Annotated in this window: 9 protein-coding genes; 4 read left to right on the top strand and 5 right to left on the bottom strand. The window is 56.8% G+C overall.

The window, feature by feature from the left end:
• Positions 1-2303, bottom strand: a 2303-nt coding sequence (uvrA, locus tag B2W52_RS07790) for an excinuclease ABC subunit UvrA (RefSeq protein WP_286802318.1), incomplete at its 3' end; no start/stop codon positions are given.
• Between the two features lie 185 nt (positions 2304-2488).
• On the opposite strand from uvrA, the gene B2W52_RS07785 reads away from it, so the two are divergent.
• The 4 genes from B2W52_RS07785 to B2W52_RS07770 all read left to right on the top strand — a co-directional run bounded on the left by B2W52_RS07785 (position 2489) and on the right by B2W52_RS07770 (position 7434).
• Positions 2489-3859 carry an MFS transporter gene (locus B2W52_RS07785; RefSeq protein ID WP_286802315.1) on the top strand — a complete coding sequence of 457 codons (1371 nt, stop codon included), beginning with the start codon at positions 2489-2491 and terminating at the stop codon, positions 3857-3859.
• 57 nt (positions 3860-3916) lie between these two features.
• A complete protein-coding gene (gene ssb, locus B2W52_RS07780; RefSeq protein ID WP_286802312.1) occupies positions 3917-4447 on the top strand; it encodes a single-stranded DNA-binding protein in 531 nt (176 codons plus the stop codon).
• A gap of 815 nt (positions 4448-5262) precedes the next feature.
• A complete protein-coding gene (locus B2W52_RS07775) occupies positions 5263-6948 on the top strand; it encodes a reverse transcriptase domain-containing protein (protein ID WP_273018321.1) in 1686 nt (561 codons plus the stop codon).
• A gap of 57 nt (positions 6949-7005) precedes the next feature.
• Entirely contained in the window at positions 7006-7434 is a 429-nt protein-coding gene (locus B2W52_RS07770; protein WP_139216055.1) for a DUF6701 domain-containing protein, read from the top strand.
• A gap of 61 nt (positions 7435-7495) precedes the next feature.
• On the opposite strand, the gene ntrC is transcribed toward B2W52_RS07770, so the two are convergent.
• The 4 genes from ntrC to glnA all read right to left on the bottom strand — a co-directional run.
• A complete protein-coding gene (ntrC, locus tag B2W52_RS07765; protein ID WP_286802306.1) occupies positions 7496-8923 on the bottom strand; it encodes a nitrogen regulation protein NR(I) in 1428 nt (475 codons plus the stop codon).
• The gene (gene glnL / locus B2W52_RS07760) at positions 8920-10014 is read right to left on the bottom strand and encodes a nitrogen regulation protein NR(II) (protein ID WP_286802303.1); all 1095 of its coding nucleotides are present in this window, start codon (positions 10012-10014) and stop codon (positions 8920-8922) included. The genes ntrC and glnL overlap by 4 nt, the downstream gene beginning before the upstream one ends.
• A 252-nt stretch (positions 10015-10266) precedes the next feature.
• Entirely contained in the window at positions 10267-10791 is a 525-nt protein-coding gene (locus B2W52_RS07755; RefSeq protein WP_053114314.1) for a DUF4124 domain-containing protein, read from the bottom strand.
• Positions 10792-10965: 174 nt separating this feature from the next.
• Positions 10966-12197 (bottom strand): type I glutamate--ammonia ligase (gene glnA / locus B2W52_RS07750; protein WP_286802300.1); only part of this gene is annotated, 1232 nt, incomplete at its 5' end.

The following is a 12197-nucleotide window of genomic DNA, read 5'->3' as shown; positions in this document are numbered from 1 at the left end:
CGCTTGCCCTTGCAGACGTCGCAGGGCACGTAGACATCCGGCAAGAAATGCATCTCTACCTTGATCACGCCGTCGCCCTGGCATGCCTCGCATCGACCACCTTTGACGTTGAAAGAGAATCGGCCAGGTTTGTAACCCCGGGAACGTGCCTCCTGTGTTCCGGCAAAGAGTTCACGGATGGGAGTGAACAGGCCGGTGTAGGTGGCGGGATTCGAGCGGGGGGTGCGGCCAATGGGGCTCTGGTCAATGTCGATGACCTTGTCCAGGTGGTCCAGTCCTTTGAGCGACTGGTAGGGGGCATGGTTGAGGCTGGTGGCCTTGTTGAGTTTGGCGGCAGCTACCGGATACAGGGTGCTGTTGATCAGCGTGGACTTGCCAGACCCGGATACACCGGTGACGCAGGTCATGATGCCCAGGGGCAAATCGAGCGTAACGTCTTTCAGGTTGTTGCCAGTAGCACCTGACAGTGTCAGAGTTTTTCCGCTGCCTTTGTTGCGCTGTTTGGGAATGGCGATTTCCCGGGTGCCGTTGAGGTATTGCCCGGTAAGTGAATCGGGGTTGTCGATGATCTGTTGCGGTGTGCCCTGGCCGATAACCTTGCCGCCATGAACGCCAGCACCCGGTCCGATATCAATGACATGATCTGCAGCGCGGATAGCATCCTCATCGTGTTCGACAACAATCACGGTATTGCCCAGATCCCGGAGATGGGTGAGGGTGGCCAAAAGCCGGTCATTGTCCCGTTGATGCAAGCCGATGGAGGGTTCGTCAAGAATGTACATGACGCCTACCAGCCCGGCGCCGATCTGGCTTGCCAGGCGAATACGCTGCGCCTCACCCCCGGAGAGTGTATCGGCACTTCGTTCAAGCGTGAGGTATTCCAGCCCGACGTTCACCAGGAACTGAAGGCGCTGCCGCACTTCCTTCAGAATTTTTTCGGCTATCTCACCTTTTCGACCCGGTAGCGCGAGGGTTTCGAAGTAATCATGTGCGTCACCCACCGGGAGATGGGTGACATCGGAAATATTGTGCTCTTCGATAAAGACGTGGCGGGCGCTGCGGCGCAGTCGTGAGCCGCCGCATTCTTTGCACGGCTGGGTGCTCAGATTGCGGGCGAGCTCCTCCCGCATGCTCTGTGAATCGGTCTCGCGGTAGCGCCGTTCAAGGTTTGGCAGAATGCCCTCGAATGGATGTGCCTTCTCCATGATATGGCCACGTGAATTCACATAACGGAATGGGATATCCTCATCGCCCGAGCCGAACAGCAGCACGTTGCGAAAATCCTCGGGGAGATCCGCCCAGGGCGTTTCCAGATTGATGCCGTAGTGATCTGCCACGCTGCCCAGCATCTGGAAGTAATAGACGGCCCGGCGATCCCAGCCCTTGATGGCGCCGGATGCCAAAGTGGCTTCCGGGTGCTGGACAATTTTTTCGGGATCAAAGAACTGTTTAACACCCAGTCCGTCGCAGGTAGGGCAGGCACCCGCCGGGTTGTTAAAGGAAAACAGTTTCGGCTCGAGCTCGCTCAGGGCATAGCCGCACTGGGTGCAGGCATAACGGGCGGAGAAGGTCTGTTCTTCTCCCTCACCACTCATGGGCGCCACAAGGGCAATCCCGTCCGCCAGGTCCAGGGCGGTTTCGAAACTCTCGGCAAGCCGCTGCTCCAGGCCTGGCTTGACCTTGAACCGATCGACGACCACATCAATCTGATGTTTGCGTTTTTTGTCCAGGGCCGGCACATCGTCGATGTCATAAACCGTGCCGTCCACGCGCAGGCGGATAAAGCCCTGGCTGCGCATGGTTTCGATAACCTGCAGATGTTCGCCTTTCCGATCCCGGATTACCGGTGCCAGGATCATGAGTTTGCTGTCCTCTGGCATGGCCACCACCTGGTCTACCATCTGGCTGATGGTCTGCGCTTCCAGAGGTTGGCCATGGTCAGGGCACCGGGGCTCCCCGGCGCGGGCGAAGAGCAGGCGCAGGTAATCGTAGATTTCCGTGATGGTGCCAACGGTGGAGCGAGGGTTGTGGGAAGTGGACTTCTGCTCTATGGATATCGCTGGCGACAGGCCTTCGATATGGTCCACATCCGGCTTCTCCATCATCGAGAGAAACTGGCGGGCGTAGGTAGACAGCGACTCCACATAACGTCGCTGCCCTTCAGCATAGAGCGTATCGAACGCAAGGGACGATTTACCGGAACCGGAGAGGCCGGTAATCACGATCAGTTTGTCCCTTGGCATATCCAGGTCGATGTTCTTCAGGTTGTGGGTTCGTGCCCCTTTGATCTGGATATGGTCCATAACACCTCGCTCGGATAAAAACGAAAATTATACCGCGTTGGGCCCGCTGCGGCGAAAATGATACCGGGGCCAGCATCACGCGGGTTGTCCCCCGTCAGCGCCCCTTCTGTTACAATGCGCCGCCTGCGATGGGTATCTGCCCTCAATCTGACCGCTTTCAACCCCGGCTGAGGTACGTAATTGCCATGAATGCGCTGGAAAAACGCTCCGTATTCGCCCTGGCGTCTGTTTACGCCATGCGCATGCTCGGACTGTTCATGGTGCTGCCGGTATTCATGTTGCTGGGCGAGGATCTCAAGGATGCAACGCCCGCACTGCTGGGTCTCGCTATAGGCGCCTATGGACTCAGTCAGGCCCTGTTGCAGATTCCCTTCGGCATGCTGTCTGATCGGGTTGGCCGAAAGCGCATGATCTATATCGGGCTGGTACTTTTTGCCGCAGGCAGTTTGCTGGCCGGAGCCACGGACTCCATATACGTTGTAATTGCCGGTCGGATTCTTCAGGGCGCCGGTGCGATCGCCAGTGTGCTGATGGCGCTGCTCAGTGACCTGACTCGCGAGGAAGAGCGGACCAAGGCCATGGCAACGGTGGGGATCACCATCGGCCTGTCGTTTTCGGTATCGCTGGTTCTTGGGCCCCTTCTCGGAGCCTGGTGGGGACTGTCCGGGATCTTCTACGCCACGGCAGCACTGGCCGTGGTGGCGCTGGTGATCGTCAACCGCGTGGTTCCGACGCCCCATCAGCACAAGACCAGCCCCGACACGCATCCTGCCCGGGAGATGCTGGGGCGCGTGCTTTCAGACGGGCGCCTGCTCAGGCTGGATTTCGGTATCTTCGCACTGCATCTGGTGCTGACCGCCCTGTTTCTGGTGTTTCCCTCCATGCTTCAGGAGCAATTTGGCCTTGCCAGCAGGTCACACTGGTGGTTTTACCTGAGCGTGATGGTCACGTCTTTCTTCGCCATGGTGCCGTTCATCATCATTGGCGAGAAAAAGCGCAGGATGAAACCCGTGCTTTGTGGGGCAATTGCCTTGCTGACATTGGCTACTGCCGGGTTTACCGGTGTTTCCAGCAACCTGGTTGCGGCCTGGGCTGTGCTGTTTTTCTTCTTCATGGCCTTCAACCTGCTCGAAGCCAGTCTGCCGTCATTGATCAGTAAGGAGGCGCCGGCTGCAAGCAAAGGCACGGCAATGGGGGTGTACTCCACCTCCCAGTTCATGGGCGCGTTTTTGGGGGGCGCATTCGGCGGCTACCTCCTGGAGGTAGCCGGGCTGCAGGGCGTGCTCTGGTTCATGGTGGTAGTGCTGGGCCTCTGGCTGCTGATAGCGCTCACCATGCCCGCGCCCGGCCACACCACAAGTTTCGTGGTACAGTTGCAGCAGGTAATGAACGACCAGTACGACGACATCGATGACAATCTCCGCCGCCTTCCGGGCGTTCAGGATGTGGTGATTGTGGAAGACGCTGCCACCGCCTATCTTAAGGTGGATCGTCAGCAATTTGATGAAGCGTCACTTGCGGACTTTTCCTTTGTCCGGCAGGCTAACAATTCTTGAAATCCGGAGGCTCGCACGGAACGCGGGCGTCCCTGAAAACAGAGTCAGGAGCAGAACATGGCACGAGGCGTAAACAAGGTAATCCTAATCGGTAATCTGGGACAGGACCCGGATACCCGCTACACCCCCAACGGCAATGCCGTAGTAAACCTGAACCTTGCAACAGACGAAAGCTACAAGGATCGTCAGACCGGTCAGCTGGTGCCGAAAACCGAATGGCACCGGGTTGTCATGTTCGGCAAGATCGCCGAAGTTGCGGGACAGTACCTGCGAAAGGGCTCAAAGGTTTATATTGAGGGCAAGCTTCAGACCCGCAAATGGCAGAACAAGGAAGGGCAGGATGTCTATACCACCGAGGTTGTGGTGGATATCAATGGCCAGATGCAGATGCTGGACAGCCGTGGCGGCGAAGGCGGTGCGAACCAGGGCGCCCCCGCGGGTCGGCCGCAGCAGTCAGACTATAGCGCCCAGGGCGGGCAGCAGAACAGTCCGCCATCGAAGCGGCAGTCGGGCGACTATGGCGGCCAGCCGTCTCAGGGCAGCATGCCGGAGCCAGTGGATGATTTCGATGATGACATTCCGTTCTAGGTGCGCCGTTTTGCTAGGTAAATCAGGCACTTACGGCATTCGTGCTACAAGTATAGGCTGTTGGTAGGCCTATTGCAAACCTGACTTATCCTCGCCCAGTAATGGGCTTGAACCTCGAAAGAGGGAGGGGAGTGCAGCATGTCAGGAAAAGGCGGGTGGCGGTGAAAGAGTCTAACTTGCGCCCGTCATTGCAAGTCCCATACGGTTAAGCCTGATTGGTTGAACCATAGTCCTTTGTGGGTTTCGGGATATCAGTGACCTATGACTCTTGAGAGGTCACTTCACGTGTAGTCGGGGAGATGATTAGAACACCCGGCTAACCAACCACGTGACACGCGCTCGGTGAGAGTGTTAAGGGGACGTAAGTGGAACCTAAGTGGGACGCACCTTGACTACCTAGAAATGCGGGATTGCCTAAACAGGTCTCAACTATGGGCCTGCACGGCAACGGAGACTTCGTAGTACCCAATGTTGACCTGTAACGGGTCTAGCAGTCAGTAACCAACCTGACCTGAAAGCTGGATATAAGTTTCTAGCAATAGTAATGAAAGTCCAACCGTAAGGGGGAAGGGAGTCAGACAAGAACATGCCAATAGAGCGAGGTTCGATAGTCAGTGCTATCTCAAAGAACACTCAATGCGCTAGGTGGTATAGGCAAAGCGAGTAAAAGTGGAGCCAAGGTAAGGAAGCTGCACAAGATCATGTGTAGCAACAGGGACTTGTGGACTCAAGCGTATGCGAACATTTACGCCAATAAAGGGGCTTTGACCCGAGGGGTAAATGGAAACACGCTGGATGGATTCGGGGAAGACCGGGTGACTCATCTGATCTACTTGATCCAGACCGGAGTTTACAAACCAAGTCCTTGCCGCAGAGTGGAGATACCGAAAGACCCGAGGAACCCAAAAGGCAAAACCAGACCTCTGGGGGTGCCAAATGGTGATGACAAACTCATCCAAGAAGTAATGCGGATGTTGTTGGAGGAGATCTATGAACCGGTCTTCTCAGATTGGAGCTTTGGCTTTCGGCCAAACCGATCATGTCATACCGCCCTCAATGAGATAAGGGATAGCTGGAAGGGAACCAAATGGGTCTGTGACGTAGACATCAAAGGGTACTTCGACAATATCGACCATGATCGCTTGCTGCATTTTATGAGCAAACGTGTTGATGACCGAAAGTTTCTGAACCTGGTTCGGAGATTTCTGAAGGCCGGATACATGGAAGACTGGCGATACTACGGCACGCACAGCGGGACACCTCAAGGAGGGATTATCTCTCCAATTCTGGCCAACATTTACCTGCACGAACTCGATGAGTTCATGGTGAGTAAGGTCAAGGAGTTCAGCATGGGCAGCCGGAGAAGACCCAACCCTGAATACCGAAAACTTCTGTGCAATCGGAGTAATCGGATAAAATGGCTCAAAGAGCGAAGCGACATAATTGAAGAAAAGGCTGCTATATGGCGGCGTGAGATTCAGGAATGGGGGGAAAGACTCGGCAACATGAGCAGTGTGCTGATGGACGACCCCGGCTTCAAGCGTCTGAGGTATGTCAGATATGCGGACGACTTTTTGATTGGTGTCATTGGCACTAAGCAGGAAGCGAAAGCAATCATGGCAGACGTCACCCGCTTCGTGGAAACGGAGTTGAGGCTGGAAATCTCGCAAGAGAAATCTGGCATCGTGGACCCAAAACAAGGATTTACCTTTCTAGGCTATTCCGTCGTCTGTCGGCGCGAAAGCAAGAGGGTAAAGTGCGTGGTCAGTCATAAGGCTGATGGAAGCAAGGTGCATGGAACTAAACGTACCATTACCGAGCACGTACATCTTGGGGTTCCTCGGGAAAAAGCGCAGAAGTTCGTGGAGCTTAAGGGCTACGGTCTCTATGACTCAGGAAAGGCGTTGGCCAAGAAGGCGCTCCTATTCCATAGCGACACCGAGATTGTTGGTCAGTACAACGCAGAGCTGAGAGGCTTTGCGAACTACTACAACCTCGCGCCGCAATTCTACCTGAATAAGGTAGAGTGGATATGGCAGAACAGTCTCTTCAAAACGCTTGCTGCAAAGCACAAGACGAGCAGGGCCAAAATCGCCAGTCAACTCAAAAGAGGGGACGGCTCCTTTGTTCTCAAGGAGTGGCGAGGGGATAAAGTCTTCGAAACAACGGTGTTTAAGCTGAAAAACCGGGCTGCACCTAGGCCAGGTCAGGTGGATATCCTCCCCAACCCCTATAAATACTCGGGGCGAACGGAGCTGCTTGACCGGTTGAATGCTAGTGTCTGTGAATACTGCACCCAACCCTCGGGTCGTCTGGAAGTGCACCATGTGCGCAAACTGAAGGACATCTCGAAGGGTACGGAGCCATGGAAAAGGCTCATGATGGCAAGACGCAGAAAGACCCTGGTCCTATGCTTTGACTGCCACCGTGATCTGCACAAGGGGACACTACCCGACCTACGCGCTTTCCGGAAAAAGCTTGTTGGAGAGCCGTATGCATAGAAATGTGCACGTACGGTTCGGTGGGGGGGCAACGGCTAACCTCTTTGTGAGGCGCACGTGCCCTACCCAACCGCTTCAATTCGTTATGGTCGAATGGTTTTAGAGAACGCTTATGGCCCTGAAACCCTCGATCTGGCGATGCCGTTTGAAGTCCAGATCTGGAACGGGACTGATTTTGAGCTGCACAGTGATGAAATTTGCTGGGCTTACAATACCGCTGATGCGGTGATAACGGACATACCTCCGAACACCTCCGTGGATGCCAATTCAGGGACAATCAATAGCGGTCGGCCTGCCGCTGGAGCGCCGATCCGTCTCACTGCGCCGGGAGAAGGTAACACCGGTAATGTTCAGGTTGAATATCCCGTGCCTCTATATTGGCAGTCTGACTTCGACGGCGACGGTGTTGAGGAAAATCCGCAAGCAACCGCGACATTCGGCGTCTATCGGGGCCACGACAGAGTGATCTACTGGCAGGAACGATAAAAAAGGGCAGGACCTGAGTCCTGCCCCAAAACATCAACGAACCCCGGCGGTTCGCCAATCGTCAGTCGTCTTCGTGTTCCGGATGGTCCATCCCCAGTTCGTTGATCTTCCGGGTCAGCGTATTCCGTCCCCAGCCCAGAAGTATTGACGCATCACGGCGTCTGCCGCCGGTGTGCTTCAGGGCGGTCTCGATCATGATTTTCTCGAACTCGGGCACGGCCGTATCGAGAATGCCTTTCTTGCCCCGCTTGAGTTCCTGTTCGGCCCAGTTTTTCAGGCCTTCCTGCCAGGTTGTCCCGGTGGTCGGTGTTTCTGCCTGGTGCAGCAATTCCGGGGGCAAGTCATCAATGTGGATCTCGCGACCGCTGGCCATGACGGTCAGCCAGCGGCAGGTGTTCTCCAGCTGGCGGACGTTGCCCGGCCAGGGCAGGGTGGTCAGGTATTCTTCCGCTTCTTCACGCAGGATCTTCGGCTCTACGGCCAGCTCTTTTGCGGCCCGTTTCAGGAAGTGCTGCATCAGGCGGGGGATGTCTTCCCGCCGCTCGGCCAGCTTTGGCAGATGCACGCGGATAACGTTGAGGCGGTGGAAAAGGTCTTCCCGGAAGCTGCCGGCCTGAACCAGCTTTTCCAGGTCCTGATGCGTGGCGGCGATGATCCGGACATCCACCTTGATCGGGGTGGTGCCGCCAACCCGATAGAACTCGCCATCGGCCAATACCCGCAGCAGGCGGGTCTGGGTATCGGCGGGCATGTCGCCGATTTCATCGAGGAAAAGGGTGCCGCCGTTGGCCTGTTCAAAACGACCCTGTCGGGCGGCGCCGGCACCGGTAAAGGCGCCTTTTTCGTGGCCAAACAGTTCGGATTCAATCAGGTCCTTTGGAATAGCGGCCATGTTCAGGGCAATGAACGGGTGGTTGGCCCTGGGGCTGTGGTTATGCAGTGCCTGAGCCACCAGCTCCTTGCCTGTGCCGCTCTCGCCGTTGATCAGCACGGTAATATTGGAGTGGGACAGCCTGCCAATGGCGCGGAAAACTTCCTGCATGGCCGGTGCTTCACCAATAATTTCGGCGTTTCGCTGGGCCATCTCGGCCTGAGGCTCACCACTGGCCCGCTTCTCGTGGCTATGGGCCACAGCGCGTTTGACCAGTGCCACGGCATCGTCCACATCGAACGGCTTGGGAAGATATTCAAAGGCCCCGGTCTGGTAACTGGTGACGGCGCTTTCCAGGTCAGAGTGGGCGGTCATTATGATCACGGGCACGTCCGGGTGAACGTCCACAATCTGGGAAAGCAGGGTGATGCCGTCAACGCCGGGCATGCGGATATCGCTGACGATGGCATCCGGCTGTTCGTGCTCCAGCCGCATCATGATGCTTTCACCACTGTCAAAAACTCGGGGCTGCATACCGGCCTGGTTAAGGGCGCGCTCCAGCACCCAGCGAATACTGCGGTCGTCGTCTATGATCCAGACGTTCGCCGGTTGGCTCATGGGGTGTCCTCCAGAGGCAGGAAGATGATGAAGTCGGTTCGGCCTGGTTCGCTTTCGCATTCAACCAGTCCGCGGTGTTGGCCGATGATGCTCTGGGTAATGGAAAGGCCCAGACCGGTGCCACTGGCACGGCCACTGATCATCGGATAGAAAATGTTCTGCACCAGCTCCGGCGGAATGCCGGGGCCGTTGTCGATAACGTCGACCCGGCATACCAGCCGATGGCGTCGGTTGCCAATCGTAAATTGGCGCAGGGTGCGGGTGCGGAAGGTGATTGTCGGCGGCTCCTCGGAACTGTGACCGCCCTGGTTTTCGAAGGCCGCCTCCATAGCGTTCCGGGCAATATTCAGGAATGCCTGAATCAGTTGCTCTTTATCACCCTTGAACTCTGGAATGCTGGGGTCGTAATCCCGTTCGAAGTTCAGCCGCCCTTTGCTTTCAGCCTCCAGCAGCGTACCCACTCGTTCGAGGATTTCATGGATGTTAGTTGGCGCCAGCTTAAGCGCCTTGTTCGGGCCCAGCATCCGGTCAACCAGGCTTCTGAGGCGGTCCGCCTCGTCAATGATGACCCGGGTGTATTCCCGTTGGTCTTCACTGTTCAACTCGCGGTCAAGGAGCTGCGCAGCGCCCCGTATGCCACCCAGCGGATTCTTGATCTCGTGGGCCATGCCCCGAACCAGAATGCGGGTGGTCTCCTGCTGGGAGATAATGTCCTCCTCCCGGCTGATCCGCATTAGCCTGTCACGTGGCTGAATCTCGATCAGCAGTTCTGTTGGTTCCAGGCTGATGGGCGTTACGGAATAATCCACAGTGAGTCGGGAGCCGCTGGCGAGCAGAAACTCGGCTTCGCGGCGAGTGTAGGATTGCCCGTTACGGACGGCGGCAAACAGGGTTTTCAGGGCGTCTTCGGACTCGACCAGAATGTCCTGGAAGGGCTGGCCCTGGCTTCGGGTCATGCTGGTTTCGAACAGGCTTTCGGCGGCCGGATTAAGATACTGAATGCTCAGATTATCCTCGAGCACCAGGACGGCCGTAGTCAGGCTGTCGAGAATGCTCTTGTATCCGTTTTGCTGGGCCGAAGGCAATGCCATGCGTGAATCCCGTTGGTTCGACAAAGTGTGACCTCCGGAGTTTTGCAAAAAGCGAACCACTTTAGCCAGGTTCACAAATGAATGAGCAAAGTGCGGGCAAAAGGGGACATTGGCGCGGAAAAGTGCCGTAAGCTGGTGCAAATGGAAAGAAAGCCTCTGATCAGTCCGGAAAATGCGCCCCGTTGCTGATCAGAGTATGGCTGCTTTTTGGTGCGATCGCACCAAAATGGTGCGGATATGTGGGCGGCTTGGCTAGTTCAGAGCGGAAGGACGGTGAACCGTGAAGGTAATCGGTGAGCCGGTTTTTACCTGAACCCCGTTTTCATCCACGATATGGACCCGGGCTTCATGGGTTCCACGAAACACGTTGTTGACGGTGATTGAGCCGGAGGTGCTTTGCCCGACAGGCTGCCCGTCCAGGGTCACTTCGTATTTGTGGCCGGGCTGGAGGCCGGGGGTGCTGCGCACCTCGAACTGGACATCGCCGCTGCCACTGTAGAACGCCTGGTTGTTATCCGGATAGGCGAAGGACAGACTTTCGTAGGCAGCGCCTTCTCGCTGAACTTCTTCACGAAGCTTTTCGGTTTCCTGCACAGCCTCTGGCTTGGGCAGGGTGATCGTCGTGACCGGCTTGACCTCTACCGCTTCAGCGCCTTCGCTGGGCTCGTCAGAATAGGTGACGTTGCCGTAGGCATCAACGTTGCGATAAACCTCGGCCGAGACCGGAATCGCCAGAAAAAACAGAAGGCCGGTAACCAATCCAGACTTTGGATTCATAAGCTCACCTGTTATTGGGTTTCCCCGATTATCGGTGGCGCCCGGGGTCTTTTCAACGTCTGCAGCCCCGGATGTTGGTTACATATCGTTAAGGGCTGCAGGCACTGTGCTTTTGCTCAAAAAAAAGCCCCGCACGAGGGCGGGGCTTGTCTGCTTTCTCTCTAAAGAGAGATATTAGCAGGAGTAGTACAGATCGAACTCGACCGGGTGAGTGGTCATGTTCAGCTTCTCGACTTCACCGCGCTTCAGATCCACGTAGCCCGCGATCATGTCCTCGGTGAATACGCCGCCACGGGTCAGGAACTCGTGGTCCGCTTCCAGGCAGTCCAGGGCTTCAGACAGGGTTTCGGCAACCTTCGGAATGCTCAGCGCCTCTTCCTTCGGCAGGTCGTACAGATCCTTGTCCATGGCATCGCCAGGGTGGATCTTGTTCTGGATGCCGTCCAGGCCGGCCATCATCAGCGCCGCGAACGCCAGGTACGGGTTGGCCGCCGGGTCAGGGAAGCGAACTTCGATACGACGCGCCTTCGGGCTGTTCACGTACGGGATACGGATGGAGGCCGAACGGTTGCGGGCGGAGTAGGCCAGCATAACCGGTGCTTCGTAGCCCGGAACCAGGCGCTTGTAGCTGTTGGTTGCCGGGTTGGTGAAGGCGTTGATGGCCTTGGCGTGCTTGATAACACCACCAACATAGTACAGTGCCGCTTCGCTCAGGCCGGCATAGCTGTCGCCTGCGAACAGGTTCTTGCCGTCTTTGGCCAGGGACATGTGCACGTGCATACCGGAACCGTTATCACCGATCAGCGGCTTGGGCATGAAAGTGGCGGTCTTGCCGTAGGCGTGGGCCACGTTGTGCACGCAGTACTTGAGGATCTGCACTTCGTCGGCTTTCTTGGTGAGGGTGTTGGCGCCCACACCGATCTCGCACTGGCCCGCGGTGCCCACTTCGTGGTGATGCACTTCGATTTCCAGGCCCATCTGCTCCATGGCGGAACACATGGCGCCACGCAGGTCGTGCAGGCTGTCCACCGGGGGTACCGGGAAGTAGCCGCCTTTGACGCCGGGGCGGTGACCGATGTTGTTCTTCTCGAACTCATCGGCGGATACCCAGGCCGCTTCTTCGGAGTAGATGTTGTACATGGCGCCGGACATGTCGGACTTCCACTGTACCGAATCGAACACGAAGAATTCCGGCTCCGGACCGAACAGGGCGCTGTCGGCGATACCGGTGGACTTCAGGTATTCCTCGGCGCGCAGCGCCACGGAGCGCGGATCACGCTCGTAACCCTGCATGGTAGTCGGCTCAACGATGTTGCAACGCAGGTTCAGCGTGGCCACGTCGGTGAACGGGTCGAGAACGGCGGTTTCGTCTTCGGGCAGCAGAATCATGTCGGATTCGTTGATGC

Source organism: Marinobacter sp. UBA2498 (assembly GCF_002341575.1).
GTDB lineage: Bacteria > Pseudomonadota > Gammaproteobacteria > Pseudomonadales > Oleiphilaceae > Marinobacter > Marinobacter manganoxydans.
The sequence above is the reverse complement of the archived record's forward strand: the minus strand, read 5'-3'. Positions and strand labels throughout refer to the sequence as shown.

What these genes read in the sequence shown, in the direction of transcription:
- B2W52_RS07785 (WP_286802315.1), top strand. Translation starts at nt 2,489, where the DNA reads ATGAATGCGCTGGAAAAACGCTCCGTATTCGCCCTGGCGTCTGTTTAC.
- ssb (WP_286802312.1), top strand. Translation starts at nt 3,917, where the DNA reads ATGGCACGAGGCGTAAACAAGGTAATCCTAATCGGTAATCTGGGACAG.
- ntrC (WP_286802306.1), bottom strand. Translation starts at nt 8,923, where the DNA reads ATGAGCCAACCGGCGAACGTCTGGATCATAGACGACGACCGCAGTATT.
- glnL (WP_286802303.1), bottom strand. Translation starts at nt 10,014, where the DNA reads ATGGCATTGCCTTCGGCCCAGCAAAACGGATACAAGAGCATTCTCGAC.
- B2W52_RS07755 (WP_053114314.1), bottom strand. Translation starts at nt 10,791, where the DNA reads ATGAATCCAAAGTCTGGATTGGTTACCGGCCTTCTGTTTTTTCTGGCG.